Consider the following 21,067-nt stretch of genomic DNA (forward strand, 5'->3'; position numbering starts at 1 on the left):
ATTCAGCCCGCCGGTCCGCGTCAGCACTGCGCGCGAGCGTCAGCTTTTTGCGTTTTTCTCGAGAAACTTGGTGGCGTCGCCGACGGTGAGAATCGTCTCGGCGGCATCGTCCGGAATTTCGCAGCCGAATTCTTCCTCGAATGCCATGACGAGTTCGACGGTATCGAGGCTGTCGGCACCCAGATCATCAATGAAACTCGCAGAGTCGATAACCTTTTCGGGTTCGACGCCGAGGTGTTCCACCACGATCTTCTTAACCCGCTCGCCAATCTCACTCATCGTATCAACCTCGTGCTTGTTCCGTTAAACTCGACCGCAAAACGATACGAGCCATCGCGTGAGTTAGTTCGTCAAATTCTGTTCGTCCACACGGGGGCGAACGATGCAAGGGCAATATACAGGGTTTTGGAATCCTGCAATGGCGTTCTTCCCCTTGCGCTTGGTCCACGACAGCGGGGACCGGCTTTGCCGCCGGAACACGCACCATTCACCGAATTGGAGCATTTATCCCACAGGCCGCCGGGTTTCCACCCTGCCTGAAAAACGCCCCTGCCGATAGCCGTCCGGTTACCATACTTCCCCGGCCTTGACTACAACACCCCATTCCTCGGGAAACGCACAGGAACCGCGCAGGCCCCTCAGATCATTGCCATTCCACCGTTGACGTGAAGGGTTTGTCCGGTGACGTAGGCAGCCTCGTTGGAGGCGAGATAGACCGCCGCCGCCGCGATATCTTCCGGCGTCCCGAGCCGCCCGGCCGGCACCCTGCCGAGCACCGCTTCGCGCTGCTTCTCGTTGAGCACGTCGGTCATCGGCGTGGCAATGAAGCCCGGCGCGATGCAGTTCGCTGTCACATTGCGCCGTGCGTATTCGGCGCCGAGCGACTTCATCATGCCGATCAGACCGGCCTTCGAGGCCGCGTAATTGCCCTGACCGGCATTGCCGGTAACGCCGACCACCGAGGTGATGGCAATGATGCGGCCGAAGCGTTTGCGCATCATCAATTTGGTCGCGGCGCGGGTCAGGCGAAATGTCGCGGTCAGGTTGACGTTGATCACGTCGTTCCAGTCCTCGTCGCGCAATTGAACGAACAGGTTGTCGCGCGTGATCCCGGCGTTGCAAACGAGGATGTCGAGCTGCCCCATCGCCTTCTCGGCCGCCGGAACCAGCGCCTCGACTTCTTCCGCGTTGGAGAGGTTGCACGGCAACACATGCACGCGCTCCTTCAGCTCAGCGGCGAACGTCTCCAGCACTTCACGCCGCGTACCGGAAATCGCTACCGTCGCGCCCTGCCCATGCAGCGCCCGCGCAATCGCGCCGCCGATACCGCCGGTTGCCCCAGTCACGAGCGCCATCCTGCCAGTCAGATCGAACATCCTGTGTACTCCCGTAGCCGTTATTTCGACGCAGCCAATGCGTCTTTCGCGGCGGCAATGTCGTTGGGCCCACCGACCGAAACGCCAACCGCGCCGTCGGCGATGCGCTTGACCAGACCCGACAGAACCTTGCCGGCACCGATCTCGAGGAAATGGGTCACACCCTGCGATGCCATCCAGGCGACGCTCTCGCGCCAGCGCACCGTGCCGGTGACCTGCTCGACCAGCCGCTTGCGGATCTCGTCCGGATCGGCGATCGCCGATGCCAGTACGTTGGACACCAGCGGCGCGGCGGGCTTGTTGATGGTGACGCCGGCCAGTGCTTCGGCCATCGCGTCGGCAGCCGGCTGCATCAGACGGCAGTGGAATGGCGCTGACACCGGCAGCAGCATGGCGCGCTTGGCGCCCTTGGTCTTGGCAATCTCGACGGCGCGATCGACAGCAGCCTTGTCGCCTGACACCACAACCTGTCCGCCGCCATTGTCGTTGGCAGCCTGGCAGACACCGTTCTGCGCGGCTTCGACAGCCACAGCCACCGCGGTGTCGTAATCGAGACCGAGCAAAGCCGCCATCGCGCCGACGCCGACCGGCACGGCCTTTTGCATCGCCAGTCCGCGGGTGCGCAGCAGACGCGCCGTATCAGTGATCGACAGGCTTCCCGCCGCAGCGAGGGCGGAATATTCCCCGAGCGAATGACCGGCAACGAACGCGGCATCGCGCCCGACCGAAACCCCGGCCTCGCCTTCCAGAACCCGCAGGGTCGCCAGCGACACCGCCATCAGGGCGGGCTGGGCGTTCTGGGTCAGTTGCAGCGTTTCGGCAGGCCCCTCCCAGATCGTGGCCGAAAGCTTTTCACCCAGAGCGGCGTCGACTTCATCGAACACCGCGCGTGCGGCTGGAAAGGCGTCGGCCAAAGCCTTGCCCATACCGACGGTTTGCGATCCCTGCCCCGGAAAGGTAAATGCTGCTGTCATGAGGGTCCCCAAAAGATAGGCCGTAAGACACCGCCGGGGCCGCCGGTGTCAAGCCGCAAGCGGGAACTCAAACGGAACCAGGGCGGACCGAGACCGGGTCATCAGCCTGCCCGGTCAGCGGATCAATCGGCCTGCGGCCGCCGCAGCCTAGCCGAGCCGAGACCGCTGATTCCAGGAGGCCGATCAGGCCTCAACGCCCGAAAATGAACCGGTTTCGCTTGCCATCCAGCCCAAAACCCTTATAACGCGCCCATCCGTGGATCCCGGCCGGGAGCTGAACGGACGGTCTCACCAATGTCACCTTTCAGGCGATCTTGATGCGGCAGGGCCAGTCGGTCCGTCGTCCCGTGCTTCCGCCTTCTGAGCAATATCGAGGTCCTTTCCGAAGGTCTCGAAGGGCTTGCCGCCAGGAACCGCGCTAACACTGGAAAGGACTCCCATGCCTCTTTACGAGCATGTTTTTCTCGCGCGTCAGGATGCGAGCGCCCAGCAGGTCGAAGAGCTCACCACGCAGATTACCGGCGTGATCGAGGGACTCGGCGGCAAGGTCACCAAGACCGAGAACTGGGGCGTGCGTTCGCTCACCTACCGCATGCACAAGAATCGCAAGGCGCATTTCATGCTGCTCAACATCGACGGCCCCGCAGCGGTGGTCGCCGAGATCGAGCGTCAGGAACGCATCAACGAAGACGTCATCCGTTATCTCACTGTTCGCGTCGACGAACTCGAGGAAGGTCCGTCCGCGATGATGCGCAAGGCCGACCGTGATCGCGAACGTGACGATCGTGGCGGTGGCGGCGGCTTCCGTGGCGACCGCGAAGGCGGTGGCTTCCGCGGCGATCGCGGCCCGCGCCGTCCGCGCGACGAAGACGCAACTGCAGCGGTTGAGGAGTAAGTAAAATGGCTGAAGCAGGTGCACGCCGTCCGTTTTTCCGTCGCCGCAAGACCTGCCCGTTCACGGGCCCGAATGCGCCGAAGATCGACTACAAGGATTCGAAGCTGCTGATGCGCTACGTCTCCGAACGCGGCAAGATCGTGCCGAGCCGCATCACTGCGGTTTCGGCGAAGAAGCAGCGTGAACTCGCCCGCGCCATCAAGCGCGCGCGGTTCCTGGCGCTGCTGCCTTACGTGATCCGCTAAACGACACAGCGGGCGCGCGGCACTCGCGCGTCCGCTTCTTTCTCGACGCTTGATTCTCATAACACCGCGACGACGATCGCGGTGGATGGTTGGGGCCAGGGGCCTCTAACCGCTCAAAGGGGGCGGGACAGCTGATGATGACGAACATCCTCATTGCCATTGCAGCCGGCATTGCGTCGGCGACCATGTTCGCCTCGATCGTCTCGGGCGCGCTCGTGTCACTGATGCTGTTCTATCTCGCACCCTTGCCGCTGATGGTCACGGCGCTCGGCTGGGGATCGACTGCGGCGCTGGTCGGCGGCGCGGTTGCAGCGCTCGGCATCGGCGCGATGTTCGGCCTGAACTACATGATGGCGTTTGCGCTCACCATTGCCCTGCCCGCATGGTGGCTCGGCCATCTGGCGCTGCTGGCGCGCCCGGTCTCCAACGATCCGCAACTTGCGAGCATGGCCCCTGCCCTTGACTGGTATCCGGTCGGGCGCCTTCTGGTCTGGATCGCGGTGTTCGCCTCACTGACCACCATGAGTGCGCTGTTCACGCTCGGCACCGACGCCGAAACCATCGGCGCGGCGCTGCGCCGTGGCCTGATGCGCATCGTCAGCGGCGGCGTTACCGAAAGCCGCGAGCCGGGCACCGAGCGCGCGGTCGATATGCTGGCGACGATCGCGCCAGGCGCGGCCACCATGATCGCGATGCTGGCGCTGTCGCTCAATCTCTGGCTGGCGGCAAAAATCACCGCGACCTCGCAGCGTCTGCGCCGGCCATGGCCCAACTTCACCATGACCAAGATGCCGCCTGGGGTGATGGGCGCCGTCGTGGTGGCGATCCTGCTGTCCTTCGCAGGCGGACTGGCCGCGATCTTCTCCCAGATCATCAGCGCGTCATTGATGATGGCCTACGCGATGACCGGCTTCGCCACCCTGCACATCGTTACGCAAGCGCTATCCGGACGCGCCCTGATTCTCGGCGGCGTCTATGCCGCCACGCTTTTCGTCGGCTGGCCCGTGATCGGCATGATCGCGCTCGGCCTGGCCGACGCCGCCTTCGGCATCCGCGAACGCTATCTCGCGAAGCGATCGCTGCCGGCACCACCGACCTGACGTTCAACATTCACTTCAACACACTGAAATAGCCAAACACATCGAAGGAGATCTGAAATGGAAGTCATTCTTTTGGAGCGCGTCGCCAAGCTCGGCCAGATGGGCGAGATCGTCAACGTGAAGAGTGGCTTTGCCCGCAATTTCCTGCTCAAGCGCAACAAGGCGCTGCGGGCCACCAAGGAAAACCGCGAGAAGTATGAAGGCATGCGCGCTGACCTCGAGGCCCGCAACCTCGTAGCCAAGTCGGAAGCGAGCAAGGCTGCCGAGAAGATCAACGGGCGCGATATCGTCTTGATCCGTCAGGCGTCGGAGAGCGGCCAGCTGTTCGGTTCGGTGACGGTGCGCGACATCGTCGAAGCCCTTGCCGCCGACGGCGTCGCCGTGAGCCGGCCGCAGGTCTGGCTCGACGCGCCGATCAAGGTGATCGGCCAGAAGAAGGTGACCATTGCCGTGCATCCTGAAGTCGAGGCCGGCATCACCGTGACGATCGCGCGCAGCGCCGACGAAGCCGAGCGCATCAAGCGTGGCGAAGACATCAGCACGCGTCAGGAAGATCAGGACGCTGCAGCCGAGGCGATCGCCGCCGCCGGCGAGTTCTTCGATCCGGAAGCGCAGCACGACGAGGGTGAAGAAGCTCCGGCCGAGACCACCGAGAAGTAAGCGCCTTCACATTTCTGGCGTTCGATATGAGCCCGGTCTGTTCGTCAGGCCGGGCTCTTCGCTTTTGACGCCGATGCCGGATCCAGCATCGCGATCGAGGCGAGCGCCGTCGCGGTATGCTTCTCGACACCGTCCTGAACGCAGAACACATCGGCCGCAACGACCGACACGGTCCTGCCGGACTTGACCACTTTCGCGCGGCAGATCAGCCGCTCGCCCAACGCTGGCGCGAGAAATTTCAGCTTGAATTCCGCAGTCAGCGCGCCCTGCCCCCGCGCCGTTCCCGCAGCGATGGTGGTGGCGTTGTCGACCAGAAAAGCACTGACGCCGCCGTGAAAGAATCCGTGCTGCTGCAACAGCTCCGGCTTGCGCGCGACCGACAGCACGCAGACGCCCCGCCCCAGTTCGGCAATCTCCGCGCCGACAAGATGCATGAATCCCTGCTTGCCGACCTGCTCGCGAACATGATGCGCGATCGGCGCGAAATCCTGATCGCTTGCGATCATCGCCCACCTCCCCCACGGATTGAAGCAGGAGCGACCAGCGCCCGAATGGCACAGGAAATCAGCGCATCCGTCTGCATGCGCGGATCGGACCGCTCGCGGCCCGACAGCCAACGGCGGCAGAAGATCTGCGCCGGGCCGATAATCTGGCTGACGAACACTTCCAGTGGCACGGCGAGCAGTTCGCCACGCGCCACCCGCGGCGCGCGCCATTGCTCGATTCCATCGGCAAGCGCGGCATTACGTTCGTGTTGCGCGCCGCGCACCTTCTCGACCCATTCGCTGCGCGAGATCTCGAACAGGAAGCGCGCCTCGCGCCGGTGATCGACAACCCAATCGAGATGCGCACGGACCAGCGCCGCAACACCCTCCGCGGCGTGATCGATGCCTTTGAGTGAAGCGAGCATGGCGGTGTGGTAGTGCCCGAGAACATCCAGGAACAACGTGCCGGCCAATTCCTGCTTCGATCCGAAAACATGGAAGAAGCTGCCGTTGGACACACCGGCCTTCTCGCGGATCGCGGCCACCGTCGCGCCTTCGAATCCTTCGCGCTCGAAAACTGTGAGGCCGGCGGTCAGTAATTCACTGCGAACATCCGTCACTGAACTGCTCCGAGCTGCTAACGCCGCTAGAGTAACAGTCTAGAGCATTACTCTAACGAAAGCAAGCGAACGTCCCGGGCGGCGGGCATCCGGATTGTGAGAAGACCTATCGCGAGATTGGCGGAATCGGCGGCCCGGCTGGGGCCCGAGGCGGCTCGGGAGGGGCTGGCGGCTTGGCGGCAACGTCGTCAGCTGGCTTCACGAACACCGGCATCGCTGAAGACGCCGAAGACGATGCGTCCTCAGCAGCTTTCTGCGAGGGAGCCGTCGCCGCAGGTTCCGACGCCGCCGGTTTGACGGTTTCGGTCCCACTCGGTGCCGGTGTCACGGCTGGCACCGGGTCAGGACGCGTGGCGGCGCTGGTGTCCTTGCCTGGCTCAGCGGTTTCTGGCTTTGCGGCCTCGCTCTTCGGGGCATCGCTCTTGGCTGGCTCCGACTTGGCTGGCTCGTCCTTCACTGGCTCAGATTTGGCAGGCTCTGTCTTGGCGGTATCGGATGACTCAGGCTTTGCCGGTTCGGTCTTCGCGGTGTCAGGCTTATCGGCAGTGTCAGACTTGGATGAGTCTGTTTTGGGTGATTCTGCCGCGGGTGATTCCGTCTTGGCGGATTCCGCCTTTGGCGATTCCGGCTGTCCGGCGTCCTTGTTCTCATGCTTTGCCTGAGATTTCGGATCGGGCTTGCGCTCATCCTTCGCTGCAGCCGCCTTGGCTTTGTCCTTGTCCCGCCTGCTCTTGGCGGCCTTTTGCTTCGCATCGTCTTGCGGTGCGCGCTGCTCATGCGCGGCTTCCGGCTTCCGCGCGGGCTCGTCGGCCTCGGGCTTGTTTGCCTCACGTGCCCGGCGGCCGCGACCCTCACGCTCGGCAGGGGCCGGGGCACCGGCGCCGTTGGAAAGCACATAAGCGCTCAGCATCCCCGCCATATCCGAACTGGTCGTGTAGTGCTGGCGCAGAAAACCGGGAAGCGACCGGGGCAGCACTGATTTGAGCAAGCCGCGCGGGCTTTTATGACACAGCGCGCAGGTACTGGAGAACAATTGGGGAGCCGACTTGCCCGCTTCGAGGTTCTGGGCTGCGGCCTCCCCAGCCGCGAGACAACCGAACAGAAGCACCACCGCCGCCAACCTGAGCGCTCGGCCCAACATCCATATTCTCCAGAGACTTAAAGCTGAATCCTGATCCAAATCACTCGCCGGGCAAGCGGTTTGCTGTCGCAGGCCACCTTTAGCGGATTATCGGGCGAATGGAAGCATGGAGATTTCGCAACTGCGTTACCCAAAAATCGGAACAGCCCCGCTCCCGGCGCATTGGCCTAAATCAAAACACCGTTTAAATTAAGTGGAGAGGATGGGTTCTGTCATTTTTCGTTGCGGTCGGGGCGGCCACGCTCCAGCCGAACGGTTGGATGGTTGGATACGTTCGATGACCCGCTTGCTGCAATTTGCCCTGACCCGTTTCATCCGGAAAGGCTCGCTGACGTTTACCACCGCGTCCGGTCGCACGTTCACCTGCGGCGACGGTACCGGCAAACCGATCAGGGTTCGCTTCCTGTCCAAGGCCGCCGAGCGGCACCTGCTGATCGACCCCGAACTAGCGCTGGGCGAGATCTACATGGACGGTGAGTTCATCGTCGAGCAAGGCACCATCGCCGACGTGCTGGCGATCGCGCTGGCCCAGCCCGATCAGTTGCCACGCTGGGCGAAGCCACTGTGGTGGCAGCGCTACCTGACCCGGCACATTCAGCAGTTCAACTATCATGGCCGTTCGAAACGTAACATCGAGCGCCACTACGATCTCGACGGCCGGCTCTACTCATTGTTCCTCGACGCCGACAAGCAATACAGCTGCGCCTATTTCGAAACGCCTGAGTCCACGCTGGATGATGCCCAACTCGCAAAAAAGCGTCACGTCACCGCCAAGCTCCTGCTGCGGCCGGGCCATCGCGTGCTCGACATCGGCTCCGGCTGGGGCGGGTTAGCGCTCTACTTCGCGGAAATGACCGGCGCCGACGTCACCGGCGTAACGCTGTCAACAGAACAGCTGCAGGTGTCGAACGCACGTGCCGAGGAGAAGGGCCTGACCGGCTCCGCCCGCTTCCTGCTCCAGGACTATCGCGACATCCCCGGCCCGTTCGACCGGATTTCGTCGGTCGGCATGTTCGAGCATGTCGGCATCCATTTTTATGACCGCTTCTTCCAGCGTTGCGCCGAGCTACTCGCCGACGACGGCGTCATGCTGCTCCATGCCATCGGCCGCTCCGAGGGTCCGGGCATCACCAACCCTTGGGTGGCCAAGTATATTTTCCCCGGAGGTTACATTCCTGCGCTCTCCGAGGTGCTGCCGGCGATCGAGCGTTCCGGCCTCCTCGTCGATGACATCGAAACCCTGCGGCTGCACTATGCCGAGACGCTGAAGGCCTGGCGCGAGCGGTTCCTCGCCCGCCGTGAGGAAGCTGCCCGGCTTTACGACGAGCGTTTCGTCCGGATGTGGGAGTTCTATCTGGCTGCTTCGGAAATGAGTTTCCGCAAGCAGAACATGATGGTGTTCCAGATTCAGATCAGCAAACGACAGGGCGTGGTTCCGATCACCCGCGACTATATCGCCGCCGAAGAGCGGCGGTTGCGCGGTATCGAGACCTCGCGCGGACCGCATCTGCAGATGGCGGGCGAGTAAGGCCAAGAAAGAGACGGTCAAGCGCAATCGCGTTTCGGATGAATCAGTTTATACAGGCTGTGGGTGGCGTGTGAATAAGCCTACATGAGGCTTTCACGGACGCTGGCACGAGTGCCAGATACGACAACGCCCCGCATCCGCCGAAATGAAAGTGCATCCAGACCACATGGCCCCTCTTGATTCGAACATTGTGAAGCTCGCGCCCGACGCCGGCACACCGGCGTACCGGATCGCGCCCCACAACATCGAGGCGGAGCAAAGCGTTCTCGGCGCCATTCTGGTCAACAACGAAGCCTTTTACCGCGTCTCGGATTTTCTCGAGCCGAAACACTTTTTCGAGCCGATCCATCAGCTGATCTACGAAACCGCCAGCAGCATCATCCGCGCTGGCAAGATCGCCACACCGGTGACCCTGAAAACCTTCGTTCCCGCCGAAACCGACATCGGCGGCATGACGGTGGCACAATATCTGGCGCGACTCGCTGCCGAAGCCACCACCATCATTAACGCCAAGGATTACGGTTACACGATCTATGAGCTGGCGCTGCGCCGCGACCTGATCGGAATCGGCGTCGACATGGTCAACGTCGCCTACGACGCGCCGGTGGATTTCGCTCCCCGCGCGCAGATCGAGGATGCCGAGCGGCGGCTCTATGAGCTCGCCGAGTCCGGCCGTTACGACGGTGGTTTCCAGCGCTTCGGACAGGCGCTGACCACCGCGGTCGATCTCGCCGCAAAGGCATTCCAGCGCGACGGCAAGCTGTCCGGCCTCTCCACCGGTTTGCGCGACCTCGACATCAAGATGGGCGGTCTGCAGGCATCCGACCTGATCATCGTCGCGGGACGCCCCGGCATGGGCAAGACCGCGCTCGCCACCAACATCGCCTACAACATCGCCCGCGCCCATCGCGACGAATTGCAGCCCGACGGCACCCGGAAGACCGTCAACGGCGGCATCGTCGGCTTCTTCTCCTGCGAAATGTCGGCCGAGCAGCTCGCAACGCGTATCATCGCCGAGCGCACTGGTATCCCGTCGAGCAACATCCGCCGCGGCGGCATCACCGAGGCCGATTTCGATAAGCTCCGCGATCATTCAATCGAGCTGCAGAACCTGCCGTTCTACGTCGACGAAACCGGCGGCCTGTCGATCTCGCAGCTCACCGCGCGCGCCCGCCGTCTGAAGCGGCAAAAAGGCCTCGACATGATCGTCGTGGACTACATCCAGCTGCTGCAGGGTTCCGGCAAACGATCCGACAACCGCGTGCAGGAAGTCACGGAAATCACCACCAGTCTCAAGGCGCTGGCAAAGGAACTGAATGTTCCGGTCGTGGCGCTGTCACAGCTGTCGCGTCAGGTCGAAAACCGTGACGACAAGCGCCCGCAACTGTCCGACCTTCGTGAATCCGGCTCGATCGAACAGGACGCCGACGTCGTCATCTTCGTGTATCGCGAGGAATACTACCTCGCCAACAAGGAGCCGCGCCCAGGCACGCCGGAGCACGAAAAGTGGCAGCTCGATATCTCGCTGGTTCACGGCAAGGCTGAAGTCATCATCGGCAAGCAGCGTCACGGCCCTACCGGCACGGTGGAATTGCAGTTCGAGGCCAGCGTGACCCGCTTCGGCGACCTCAATCAGGACGGCTACCTGCCGGAGCGTTGATCCTTCCGCGCGCAACTGTGCTAGGGTTGCGCGAAGGACAACACAGACCATGAACCGCGCGACCGATCCGAAATCCATCATCGGCGACGACGCCCCGACCCCGCCGCATCTCGACGTGCGCGCGCTCGAGGCGACGACCGGCGTACTGACCATCGATCTCGATGCCATCGCCGAGAACTGGAGCCGGCTCGAGAGCCGCGCGGTGCCGGCGGAATGTGCCGCAGTGGTCAAGGCCGACGCCTATGGCTGCGGCCTGCCGCAGGTCACCCGCAAGCTCGCCGCCGCTGGATGCAAGACATTCTTTGTCGCCACCCTTGAAGAAGCAAAGCACGCGCGCGAAGCCGCGCCGTCGGCGGCGATCTACGTGCTAGATGGTTTCTTCGCCAATTGCGGCGACGTGTTTGCCAAGTTCGATGTTCGCCCGGTGATCGGCGATCTCAGCGAACTCGCCGAGTGGGACGCCTATCGTCGCACCAGCGGCTGGAAGGGCTCCGCCGCGATCCACGTCGATACCGGCATGAATCGGCTCGGACTCGGCATCAACGACGCGCGCGGTCTCGTTCCGCGAATCCAGAAGGGCGATCACGGCATCACCCTGGTGATGAGCCATCTGGTCAGCGCGGAAAACGTGCATGCGTCGAGCAACGCCAGACAGGCCGCAGCCTTCCGTGAGATCGCGTCGCTGTTTTCCGGTGTGCCTGCCTCGCTCGCGAACTCATCGGGCATCTTCCTCGGTTCGCAATTCCAGTTCGACATGGTGCGGCCCGGTGCTGCGCTCTACGGCGTCAACCCGACGCCGGAGGCCGACACGCCGGTTCGCCCGGTCGTCAACCTCAAGGTGCGCGTCGCGCAGATTCGCAAGATCGAGAAAGGCGAGACCGTCGGCTATGGCGGTATCTGGACTGCGCGGCGTCCGACCCGTCTCGCCGTCGTGACCGCCGGTTATGCCGACGGCTATTTCCGCGCCGCCAGTGGCATCGATGGTACCCGCAGCGCCGAAGCGATCGTTGCCGGCCAGCGTTGTCCGATCGCCGGCCGCATTTCGATGGATCTGACCGCGATCGACATCACCGATCTGCCACCGGGCGCAGTGCGCCGTGGCCATTTCGTGACTTTGATTGGAGATGGTATCGGCGTTGATGAACTGGCCCATCATTTCGGCACCATCGGCTATGAGGTGCTGACCAGTCTCGGCAAGCGGTTCATCCGCGCCTATCGCGGCGAGGCGTGATTTTCGCCTGCAGGGTTTTCGCGTGAAGAAACGCGTCAAACAAAAAAACGAGCGAAGCTCAATCCGGCAGATTCAACTGCCACGACACACCGAACCTGTCGTTGACCCATGCGAATTTGCGGCTGAACGGATAGGCGTTCAGCGGCATCAGCGTCTGGCCGCCTTCGGCGAGTTTCACATACAGCGCCTCAACCTCGGCGGGCGTTTCGCAATCGACGAACATCGAGACCGCCGGCGTAAAGCCGAACGCATGCTTCACCGGGCTGTCGATGCACATCACCCGCTGGCCGCACAGCGTGAAACTCGCACGCATCACCGTACCTTCCGCGCCCGGCCCTTCAGGGCCGTATCGGGTGATGGATGTAACTTCGGAATCCTTGAACAGCGAAACGTAGAACGTCATCGCGGCTTCGGCCTGACCTTCGAACATCAGAAACGGCGTAATCCTGGTCATGATTATTCCTTCGGTCCATGCGAACAGGCACATGTAACGCGAGGTCTGTTCGCTGCGGGAGAGCGCGATTTGACGCGCGGGTAGCGCCCTACTTCGTCACCACGAACTTCTGCGCCCGCTTTCCGGTGTCGACCTCCGTGGTGAAAATGTTGCCCTTGGAGTCGATGGCGAGATTGTGGACCCAGTGGAAGTCACCAGCGTTGCGGCCGTTGCGACCGAAGCGCCCGACGGTCTCGCCGCTTTCCCGCACCAGCGTACGCACTTCATTGTTGGAGCCGTCGGCGTTCATCAGGAAGGTCTGCGCGGCATCAGGCCACAGTTCGAGATCCCAAACCGACCCGCTGCCGAGCGTTTTGGTTTCGACGAACATCTCCTTCACGAAGGTGCCGTCCTTCTTGAAGACCTGGATACGGTCGTTCTGGCGATCACAGACATAGACCAGCCCGTCCTTGGCGATACGGACGCAATGCACCGGATTGCCGAACTGTTTTGAAGGCGGCGCATCGGGCGTGTAAGCCGCGAGCTTCTCATCGGTCGGCGGCTTGCCGTAAGCGCCCCACATCCGCTTGAATGCGCCGGTCTCGGAGTCGAATACGATGATGCGGTGATTGTAGTAGCCGTCGGCGACGTACAATTCCTTGGCCTCCGCATCGACCGTCATGTTCGCGGGCCTGCCGAGCCGTGTGGTGTCCTTGCTGTCGGTCTGCGGACCGGATTTGCCGATCTGCATGACAAACTTTCCGTCGCGGGTGAATTTCAGGATCATGCCGTCAGTGTCGCCATTGCCCGCGAGCCAGACGAAACCCTGGGCGTCTATATAGATGCCGTGTTCGTTGAGCGGCCAGTCGTAGCCGTTGCCCGCGCCGCCCCAAGCCTTGATGAGGTTGCCGTCTTGATCGAACTCCATGACCGGCGGGGCGGCGACGCAGCACTTGCTGGTCGGCGGATTGAGACTGGCGGCCTTCTCGTCATTGGTCAGTGTGCGCGGACGCTGCACCACCCAGATGTGATCCTCGCCATCGACCGCGACGCCGGCGGCCTGCCCCATGATCCAGTTGTTCGGCAGCGGTTTCGGCCAGAACGGATCGACCTGAAATTTCGGCGCATCGGCGGCGTGAACCGCGGTAGCAACCACGAGACCGGCAAGCGCGGATATCCACTTCATAGCGTCACTCCCTTTTCCGCGTCGTGCCGGGTGGCCGCGCGGTTGTTGTTTGCGTTCGTGAGACAGCTATTGGGTTCGCGAAAGGCGACAACTCCTTCAGACGAGGATCGGGCTGCTCAGGATACCGGCAACGGGTGATTTGACCATGCAAGCTGCGGCGGGGCAGACCCGCAGATCGGTCCCGACCGAGGTGCAGGCTACCTGTGGATCGAACTGCGATGCCTCGCAATTCCGATTGACTTTTGACCCCGCATAAGGAACAAAAGTAGAACATAATTTGGGTGATCTTGATGGCGCGCGCCGCCGCTCTTTCCTTCGTCTGCCAGAATTGCGGCGCTGCCTACAACAGGTGGGTGGGCAAATGCGAATCCTGCGGCGAGTGGAACTCGCTGTCCGAGGAGGATGTCTCCGGCACCTCCTCGATGCCCGCGAACCTGCGCCCCAAGCGCAAGGGCCGTCTGTTCGCCTTGGAGAGCCTCACCGGTGCCACTCAGGATGCCCCCCGTCTGCCGTCCGGCATGGCCGAACTCGACCGCGTCACCGGCGGCGGCTTCGTGCGCGGCTCGGTGTTATTGGTCGGCGGCGATCCCGGCATCGGCAAGTCGACGCTGCTGACGCAGGCGACCAGCCTGCTGGCGCGCGCCGGCCATCGCGCCGTCTACATCTCGGGCGAGGAAGCCATTGCCCAGGTCCGGCTTCGCGCCGAGCGGCTCGGCCTCGCCGACGCCGCCGTGCAGCTCGCTGCTGAGACTTCGGTTGAAGATATCGTCGCAACCCTGTCCGAAGGCAAACCGGCGCGCCTTGTGGTGATCGACTCGATCCAGACCATGTGGACCGACACGGTGGAATCCGCGCCCGGCACGGTGACCCAGGTCCGCGCCTCGGCGCAGGCACTCATTCGCTTCGCCAAAAAATCCGGTGCGGCACTCATTCTGGTGGGCCACGTCACCAAGGACGGCCAGATCGCCGGCCCCCGCGTTGTCGAGCATATGGTCGACGCCGTGCTGTCGTTCGAGGGCGAAGGCTCGCAGCAGTTCCGCATCCTGCGCGCGGTGAAGAACCGGTTCGGGCCTACCGACGAAATCGGTGTGTTCGAGATGACTGGCCTTGGCCTGCGCGAAGTCTCCAATCCGTCGGAACTGTTCCTGTCAGAGCGCGATCTTGGCAGCCCGGGTACCGCCGTCTTCGCCGGTCTCGAAGGAACCCGGCCGGTGCTGGTCGAGCTGCAGGCGCTGGTAGTGCCGACCACGCTGGGAACACCACGCCGCGCCGTGGTCGGCTGGGAATCGAGCCGGCTGTCGATGGTACTCGCGGTGCTGGAGGCCCATTGCGGCGTCAAGCTGTCCGGCTACGACGTTTACTTCAACGTCGCGGGCGGCCTGCGCATCAACGAACCCGCCGCCGATATGGCCGCGGCGGCCGCACTGGTGTCCTCGCTGGTGAACGCCCCGCTACCGGTCGATGCGGTCTATTTCGGCGAGATTTCGCTGTCAGGCGCCGTGCGTCCGGTGGCCCAGTCCCCCGCCCGGCTCAAGGAAGCCGCCAAGCTCGGTTTCGCCCGCGCGGTCCTGCCGGAAAATCCGCGCGGCGACGGCGGCGGCGATGCCGGACTGACCCTCAACACCGTGGGATCGCTGACCTCGCTGGTGGCGGATATCGCCGCACGGGGACGCGCAAAAGCCACAGCCCCGGGAAAAACCGCGGCTCCAGCCCGATTCAGCGACCAGGACGACTAAACCGCGATGACGCTCGCCGTCTCACCCGCTATACAGCCCCCGCGCGGCCAGAAGAGCATGCACCGACAGTCAGGACCGGACGATACACTCCGTTAACGCAGGGGATGGATGTCCTATTGCCGATCCAGAACCGTTGGTTATTGGTTTTCTTGCCTTGCGGGACGTGCCATATCGCCGTCACCTGAACTGACCGACGACGATCCGATTCGCGAATTTTGCCCGGCCAAGCGGACCTGACCAGACGATGCCAATAACGCTTCTCGATATTATTGTGCTCGCCGTGATGTTGCTGTCGGGTCTGCTCGCGATGATCCGCGGCTTCATGCGCGAAATCCTCTCGATCGCCGCCTGGGGCGCCGCCGCGCTCGCCACCCTCTACGGCTACCAGAAGCTGCTGCCGACCGCTAAAACCTATTTCAACAACGACACCGTCGCGGCAATCGCCGTGGTCGCCGGTGTTTTCATCCTGACGCTGGTCGTGGTCTCGATCATCACCGTTCGCATTTCGGACATGATCCTGGATTCGCGGATCGGCGCGCTCGACCGCACGCTGGGATTTCTGTTCGGGCTCGCGCGCGGCCTCCTCATCATGGTGGTGGCGTTCCTGTTCTTCAGCTGGCTGGTGCAGGAGAAGCAGCAGCCCGACTGGGTGCGCACCGCAAAGTCGAAAACCGTGCTTCAGGGGACCGGCGACTGGCTGATGTCACTCTTGCCGGATGACCCTGAGAACACCATCTTGAAGAGGTTCAAGAAGAACAAGCCCGAGGACGAGCCGCAACAGCAGACGGATGCTGCTCCGGACCCGCGCGCGACCGGTTCCACCGGCAATGACGGTTATGCGAAATCGACCCGGGACGGCTTGAAACAGTTGATCGACGGCAAGGCAGCAGGACGTTAACGTCAGAAGCATGATCCCGGAAAACGCCTGCGTTTTTCTGATAGTGTGATGATCCTGGACCAGCGGAGAGAGGCGTGATGGACGTATTCAAAGGTCAATCCGGCGACGCTGGTGCATCCGACCCGTACGACCGCGATCTGGATCTTCATGGAGACGGCGACACCCTGCGCGAAGAGTGCGGGGTGTTCGGCATTTTTGGCCACCCCGATGCTGCCGCGATCACCGCGCTCGGCCTTCACGCCCTTCAGCATCGCGGGCAGGAAGCTGCCGGCATCGTCTCCTTCGACGGCCAGCGCTTTCACTCCGAACGCCGCCTCGGCCTCGTCGGCGACACCTTCTCGCGCGGCGATGTGATCGAGCGCCTGCCCGGCTCCAACGCTGTCGGCCACGTCCGCTACTCCACCACCGGCGGCACCATCCTGCGCAACGTGCAGCCGCTGTTCGCCGAACTCAACGCCGGCGGCTTCGCCGTCGCCCACAACGGCAACCTCACTAACGGGCTGACGCTCCGTCACGAACTGGTGCGTTACGGCGCGATGATGCAATCGACCACCGACACCGAAGTGATTCTGCATCTGGTCGCGCAATCCAAGCGCAGCCGTTTCATCGAGCGCTACATCGAGGCGCTGCGGACCATCGAAGGCGCCTATGCGCTGGTATCTCTCACCAACAAGAAGCTGATCGGTGCGCGCGATCCGCGCGGCATCCGCCCGCTGGTGCTCGGCGAACTCGACGGCTGCCCGATCCTCGCATCAGAGACCTGCGCACTCGATATCATCGGCGCGAAATACATCCGCGACATCGAGCCCGGCGAAATCATCGTGTTCGACGAGAAGGGCCAGGAGATCCACAAACCGTTCCCGCCGGTGCCACCGCGCCCGTGCATCTTCGAGTACATCTATTTCGCCCGGCCCGACTCCCTTGTCGGCGGACATTCGGTCTATGAGGTCCGCAAGGGTTTCGGTGCGCAGCTCGCGCGTGAAAGCCACGTCGAGGCCGATGTCGTGGTGCCGGTGCCGGATTCCGGTGTGCCCGCCGCGATCGGCTACAGCCAAGTGTCGGGGTTGCCCTACGAGCTCGGCATCATCCGCAACCACTATGTCGGCCGCACCTTTATCCAACCAACCCAGAGCGTTCGCGAGCTTGGCGTGCGCATGAAACACGCGCCCAATCGTGCCGCCATCGAGGGCAAGCGGATCATTCTGATCGACGACTCGCTGGTGCGCGGCACCACCTCGAAGAAGATCGTGCGCATGATGCGCGACGCCGGCGCCGCAGAGGTGCACTTCCGCCTCGCCTCCCCGCCGATCATCCATCCCGATTATTACGGCATCGACCTGCCCGACCGTGGCGGCCTGCTCGCTGCGACCCACACCCTCGAGCAGATGCGTGAGATCATCGGCGCGGATTCGCTGGCGTTCCTGTCAATCGACGGCATGTACCGCGCGATGGGCGAGCCGGGCCGCGATCCAGCCAACCCGAAATTCTCGGACCATTGCTTCACCGGAGCTTATCCGACCGCGCTCACCGACCAGACACAGACCGAGGCGCAGCCGCGCCAGCTGTCGCTGCTGGCCGAAGCAAGCTGAGTGCAACCCAACTGCATCAGGAGACATCGCAATGGCCGGGTTCGTCCCGGCCATTGCCGCCTCGGCAGCCGCCTCACGCTTGCAGCGCGCGCACCATGAACCGCGCATCGTCGCTGTAGCTGCGCAGCTTGGCCTCGAGCTCAGGGACTTTCGACGTCGCAAATCCCTGACGCTGCCAGAATCGCTCCGAGCCGTTGACCGCGACCAGCGACACGGTCGGCAATGCTTCGGCTCGCGCGAGCGCCGCAAGTTGTGCGACGATTGTCGCGCCCGCGCCGCTGCCCCGCACTGCCGGCGCAAGCGCAAGATCGTGGATGTAGTAGGTCGACGGCTTATCGGGCAGCGCGCCAAGCAGATCATTCAGCGCCGGCGGCTGACGCGCGATCCAGGGATGGCTGACGACGTAGGCAGCGAGCGTTTCGCCACGCGCCAGCACATGGCAGCCTGCCGGATAGAGCCGCAGCCGTTCGATGAAAACGGCATCGTCCTCGGGGAAATCAGGGTGAATCAGGCTGGCAAGCGCACCGACCGCCAGCAGGTCGGCTTGGGTCATCGGGCGCCACAAAGTGGGTTTTGAGGTCATGCGCCCCTCTATCATAACGACCGCATCTGCCTCCAGCTTCAGCCCTGGTCATGGCCGGGCTTGTCCCGGCCATCCACGTCTGTAAAACCTCGGCAGCAAAACGTGGATCCCGGCACCGCAGACAAGTTTACGCAGTCTGCGACTGCTATGGCCGGGCATGACAATCTTGGACACAGGCCGACTCCCATGACAAAACCCCTCGCCTCCCGCATCGCTCTTGTCACCGGCGCATCGCGCGGCATCGGCTATGCCACCGCACGGGCACTGGCGCGTGCCGGCGCGCACATCGTCGCGGTGGCGCGGACCCAAGGCGGGCTTGAGGAGCTGGACGACGACATCCGCAAGGACGGCGGCACCGCGACGCTGGTGCCGCTCGACATGACCGATCTCGACGGCATTGCGCGGCTCGGCGCCGCGCTGAACGAGCGTCACGGCAAGATCGACGTGCTGTTCGGCAATGCCGGGATGGCCGGCACGTCATCGCCGCTCGGCCATACCGATCCGAAATTCTGGGACAACGTGATGGCGGTCAACGTCACCGCGAACTTCCAGCTGATCCGCTGTATGGAGCCGTTGCTGAAAGAGTCCGACGCCGGACGCGCGGTGTTCATGACCTCCGGGATCGCGCATAAGGCCAACGCCTATATGGGACCGTATGCCGCGTCGAAAGCCGCGCTGGATGCGCTGGTACGAGTCTGGGCCAACGAGACCGCATCGACCAACATCCGCGTCAACCTGTTCAGCCCCGGACCCATCCGCACAAGAATGCGCGCGACTGTGATGCCGGGCGAAGACCCGATGATCCTAGATACGCCCGAGCAGGTCGCCGAATACATCCTGCCGATGTGCCTGCCGTCATGGACCGAGAGCGGCAAGATGTTCGACTACAAAACGAAAACGCTGATGAGCTTCCGCGGTCCGGCAGCCTGATACACGTCGACAGCCCGGCATCACGCTCGGCATTTCAGCGCGCGAACGAAATCATTCGCCGGATCGTGTGTTCGATGCTGGTGTGATAGCGCCCGCGACTGAGACGGCGTTCACCGCGTTGCCGGTCGAGCCCGCCCGCCCGCTGCGGGCCGATCGCATCGAAACCTGCCTTCTGCTCATCATTCAGCGAGCCATAGAAGCCGTCCAACGCAGTGCGGACCGTCTTCACCGCCTCCAGCATGGTGGTGAGCCGTTTACCGACCGCCGCGAGCCGCGCCGGCGGCGTTAGCGCCTCCTCCGGCTGGCAAGCCTCCTTGAGCATATCGGCTGCCGAAGTCGCTGCATTCTGGAGCGCATCAAGGCCCTTGCGCTGGTCATCATTGGGCTGGACGGACTCCTCGATCGCGTCGCTCGGCCAATCTGTCAGCCCCGCCTGGGGCGCGCCGCACACCGGCTCGGCTGAACGCGCCGTTCTTTCAGCTCTCGCGGGGCGTTGCCGTGCCGCAAGCCCATTGAACCGCGCCTTCTGCTCGTCGGTCAGCAGGCCATAGAACTTCTCAAGCGGAAGCTGCACGAGGTTCACCGCTGCGATCATCGCTTCAATGCGCTGCTGCATCAGTGCAATTCGCCGGGGAGCGGTCAGCGCAACATCGGTCGGGCACGCAGCCTTGATGTCCTGCGCGGCCTTCACTGAAGCATTGGCGAGATCATCGAGCGCGGCGCGCTGCGCGTCGTCCGGCAGGAGCGCTTTCTGGATTGCGTCGATCGGAAGACCGGCGATCTCGCGACTGTCGTCGCCGCACATTTGCGCAAGACTCGAGCGGTCGCCGGAATTGGTTGACGCGAACGATCCCCGCGCGCTCTTGCCGCCACCAGGCAGGTAGCCGCCATAGGCCATAAGATTGTCGTAGCCGTAAGGGGCGAAGATGCCGGCATAGATATCGGGATATCCGTAATCCCAGAATGACGGGCCATAACCATAGCCCCACAGCGAGTAATCGTAGACGTCATAGAACGCGAACGGCCAAAACACCGGACCGACCCATCCAAATCCGCCGTGGCGATGACGCCACCAGCGATTGTGGCCGCGGTGATCATGCCAACCCGCCGTCGCCAGTCGCGTGGTCACGAGGGCACGCGTGGCGGGGCTTCGCAGTGCGCTGGTGTTGTGCAGAGCATGGCGAACCGAACGGGCGTTAAGTGCACTGCGCACCGCCCTGGCATTCCGGGCCGCATTCATGGTTTTCACCCTGGCTGCGCCGGTTGTCATGGCACGGCTTGGCGCAGTGCGCGGTGACGCGATGTTGGCATTTCGACCGGCGCGGACTCCGCCGGTGACGGATCGGCCACCATGAAAACGCCGCTGCGCAACTGAACGCGAAATATGTAGACGGGAGATGTGGGGGCGAGCGATATGCGGTCGCGCGCCGACGTGGCGACCGCCGCCTCCGAAATGGCGCGCACCACCCATCCGCGCTCCGCCATGAATTGCACCGCCGTGGAATCCGCCACCCCGGGCGTGAAATCCACCACCGCCATGCGCTGCGCCGATATGGGCCCCGCCGCCATGACCGCCCCCACGACCACCGCCGGGCCTGGCGGTAGCCGCAGTGAATGCCGCAGCCGACAACAACGCTGCGAACAGGAAAGCGATGACTCCCGATCTGAATGACGACATGGCGCCCTCCCGCTATCGGAGGCAGGCAGCAAGCGCAGGTCCCAGGACCTGGCGCTGTTCAGTCAATCATTTTAAATCAACCAAGCGGCAAATTGTTCCGGGTCGCCTGGCGGCACCGG

Annotated in this window: 22 protein-coding genes; 11 read left to right on the forward strand and 11 right to left on the reverse strand. The window is 63.3% G+C overall.

Annotated features, from left to right (window positions below):
- Window positions 1-39 precede the first annotated feature (39 nt).
- The 3 genes from ASC80_RS08250 to fabD form a co-directional block, all read right to left on the reverse strand.
- Window positions 40-279, reverse strand: a complete 240-nt coding sequence (locus ASC80_RS08250; RefSeq protein ID WP_056294916.1) for an acyl carrier protein — start codon at window positions 277-279, stop codon at window positions 40-42.
- A gap of 359 nt (window positions 280-638) precedes the next feature.
- The gene (gene fabG / locus ASC80_RS08255; protein ID WP_056294919.1) at window positions 639-1,376 is read right to left on the reverse strand and encodes a 3-oxoacyl-[acyl-carrier-protein] reductase; all 738 of its coding nucleotides are present in this window, start codon (window positions 1,374-1,376) and stop codon (window positions 639-641) included.
- Window positions 1,377-1,396: 20 nt separating this feature from the next.
- The gene (fabD, locus tag ASC80_RS08260; protein ID WP_056294923.1) at window positions 1,397-2,350 is read right to left on the reverse strand and encodes an ACP S-malonyltransferase; all 954 of its coding nucleotides are present in this window, start codon (window positions 2,348-2,350) and stop codon (window positions 1,397-1,399) included.
- A 439-nt stretch (window positions 2,351-2,789) separates the two neighbouring features.
- Between fabD and rpsF the strand changes: the two genes are divergently transcribed.
- The 4 genes from rpsF (at window position 2,790) to rplI (ending at window position 5,250) form a co-directional block, all read left to right on the forward strand.
- Window positions 2,790-3,245, forward strand: a complete 456-nt coding sequence (rpsF, locus tag ASC80_RS08265; RefSeq protein WP_056294925.1) for a 30S ribosomal protein S6 — start codon at window positions 2,790-2,792, stop codon at window positions 3,243-3,245.
- A gap of 5 nt (window positions 3,246-3,250) precedes the next feature.
- Window positions 3,251-3,490 (forward strand): 30S ribosomal protein S18, encoded by a 240-nt coding sequence (gene rpsR, locus ASC80_RS08270; RefSeq protein ID WP_056294928.1) that lies wholly within the window; start codon window positions 3,251-3,253, stop codon window positions 3,488-3,490.
- Between the two features lie 134 nt (window positions 3,491-3,624).
- On the forward strand, window positions 3,625-4,590 hold the full coding sequence (locus tag ASC80_RS08275) for a hypothetical protein (protein ID WP_056294931.1): 966 nt from the start codon (window positions 3,625-3,627) through the stop codon (window positions 4,588-4,590).
- A 57-nt stretch (window positions 4,591-4,647) separates the two neighbouring features.
- Complete coding sequence (gene rplI, locus ASC80_RS08280; protein WP_056294934.1) at window positions 4,648-5,250, forward strand: 50S ribosomal protein L9; 603 nt, start codon at window positions 4,648-4,650, stop codon at window positions 5,248-5,250.
- 44 nt (window positions 5,251-5,294) lie between these two features.
- On the opposite strand, the gene ASC80_RS08285 is transcribed toward rplI, so the two are convergent.
- From ASC80_RS08285 to ASC80_RS08295, 3 genes are all read right to left on the reverse strand, one after another.
- Complete coding sequence (locus ASC80_RS08285) at window positions 5,295-5,756, reverse strand: PaaI family thioesterase (RefSeq protein WP_056294937.1); 462 nt, start codon at window positions 5,754-5,756, stop codon at window positions 5,295-5,297.
- Window positions 5,753-6,355: a TetR/AcrR family transcriptional regulator gene (locus tag ASC80_RS08290; RefSeq protein WP_056294941.1), complete on the reverse strand. Its 603-nt coding sequence runs from the start codon at window positions 6,353-6,355 to the stop codon at window positions 5,753-5,755. Before ASC80_RS08290 ends, ASC80_RS08285 begins: the two co-directional genes overlap by 4 nt.
- Before the next feature lie 106 nt (window positions 6,356-6,461).
- A complete protein-coding gene (locus ASC80_RS08295) occupies window positions 6,462-7,496 on the reverse strand; it encodes a prolipoprotein diacylglyceryl transferase (protein ID WP_056294944.1) in 1,035 nt (344 codons plus the stop codon).
- 277 nt (window positions 7,497-7,773) lie between these two features.
- On the opposite strand from ASC80_RS08295, the gene ASC80_RS08300 reads away from it, so the two are divergent.
- The 3 genes from ASC80_RS08300 to alr all read left to right on the forward strand — a co-directional run bounded on the left by ASC80_RS08300 (window position 7,774) and on the right by alr (window position 11,915).
- Window positions 7,774-9,024 (forward strand): cyclopropane fatty acid synthase, encoded by a 1,251-nt coding sequence (locus tag ASC80_RS08300; RefSeq protein WP_056294946.1) that lies wholly within the window; start codon window positions 7,774-7,776, stop codon window positions 9,022-9,024.
- Window positions 9,025-9,190: 166 nt separating this feature from the next.
- The gene (locus ASC80_RS08305) at window positions 9,191-10,684 is read left to right on the forward strand and encodes a replicative DNA helicase (protein WP_056294948.1); all 1,494 of its coding nucleotides are present in this window, start codon (window positions 9,191-9,193) and stop codon (window positions 10,682-10,684) included.
- Between the two features lie 49 nt (window positions 10,685-10,733).
- On the forward strand, window positions 10,734-11,915 hold the full coding sequence (alr, locus tag ASC80_RS08310) for an alanine racemase (protein ID WP_056294950.1): 1,182 nt from the start codon (window positions 10,734-10,736) through the stop codon (window positions 11,913-11,915).
- A 58-nt stretch (window positions 11,916-11,973) separates the two neighbouring features.
- Here alr and ASC80_RS08315 read toward each other — a convergent pair whose 3' ends face one another.
- Window positions 11,974-12,369, reverse strand: a complete 396-nt coding sequence (locus ASC80_RS08315; protein WP_056295819.1) for a VOC family protein — start codon at window positions 12,367-12,369, stop codon at window positions 11,974-11,976.
- A gap of 88 nt (window positions 12,370-12,457) precedes the next feature.
- Window positions 12,458-13,534 carry an NHL repeat-containing protein gene (locus ASC80_RS08320; protein WP_056294953.1) on the reverse strand — a complete coding sequence of 359 codons (1,077 nt, stop codon included), beginning with the start codon at window positions 13,532-13,534 and terminating at the stop codon, window positions 12,458-12,460.
- Between the two features lie 290 nt (window positions 13,535-13,824).
- Here ASC80_RS08320 and radA point away from each other — a divergent pair, with 290 nt between their 5' ends.
- The 3 genes from radA (at window position 13,825) to purF (ending at window position 17,757) form a co-directional block, all read left to right on the forward strand.
- A complete protein-coding gene (gene radA, locus ASC80_RS08325; protein WP_056294956.1) occupies window positions 13,825-15,270 on the forward strand; it encodes a DNA repair protein RadA in 1,446 nt (481 codons plus the stop codon).
- A gap of 244 nt (window positions 15,271-15,514) precedes the next feature.
- The gene (locus ASC80_RS08330; RefSeq protein ID WP_056294959.1) at window positions 15,515-16,168 is read left to right on the forward strand and encodes a CvpA family protein; all 654 of its coding nucleotides are present in this window, start codon (window positions 15,515-15,517) and stop codon (window positions 16,166-16,168) included.
- 77 nt (window positions 16,169-16,245) lie between these two features.
- A complete protein-coding gene (gene purF / locus ASC80_RS08335; RefSeq protein ID WP_056294961.1) occupies window positions 16,246-17,757 on the forward strand; it encodes an amidophosphoribosyltransferase in 1,512 nt (503 codons plus the stop codon).
- 73 nt (window positions 17,758-17,830) lie between these two features.
- Here the strand turns inward: purF and ASC80_RS08340 are convergent, their stop codons facing one another.
- Window positions 17,831-18,340: a GNAT family N-acetyltransferase gene (locus ASC80_RS08340; RefSeq protein WP_056294962.1), complete on the reverse strand. Its 510-nt coding sequence runs from the start codon at window positions 18,338-18,340 to the stop codon at window positions 17,831-17,833.
- Between the two features lie 186 nt (window positions 18,341-18,526).
- On the opposite strand from ASC80_RS08340, the gene ASC80_RS08345 reads away from it, so the two are divergent.
- Window positions 18,527-19,270 (forward strand): SDR family NAD(P)-dependent oxidoreductase, encoded by a 744-nt coding sequence (locus ASC80_RS08345; protein WP_056294965.1) that lies wholly within the window; start codon window positions 18,527-18,529, stop codon window positions 19,268-19,270.
- Between the two features lie 34 nt (window positions 19,271-19,304).
- Here the strand turns inward: ASC80_RS08345 and ASC80_RS08350 are convergent, their stop codons facing one another.
- Together ASC80_RS08350 and ASC80_RS23655 are read right to left on the reverse strand one after the other, a co-directional pair.
- Window positions 19,305-20,510: a Spy/CpxP family protein refolding chaperone gene (locus ASC80_RS08350; protein WP_156464302.1), complete on the reverse strand. Its 1,206-nt coding sequence runs from the start codon at window positions 20,508-20,510 to the stop codon at window positions 19,305-19,307.
- A gap of 26 nt (window positions 20,511-20,536) precedes the next feature.
- Entirely contained in the window at window positions 20,537-20,839 is a 303-nt protein-coding gene (locus ASC80_RS23655) for a hypothetical protein (RefSeq protein ID WP_156464303.1), read from the reverse strand.
- Between the last annotated feature and the right edge of the window lie 228 nt (window positions 20,840-21,067).

It is taken from the genome of Afipia sp. Root123D2, from assembly GCF_001425835.1.
Taxonomy (GTDB): Bacteria; Pseudomonadota; Alphaproteobacteria; order Rhizobiales; family Xanthobacteraceae; genus Afipia.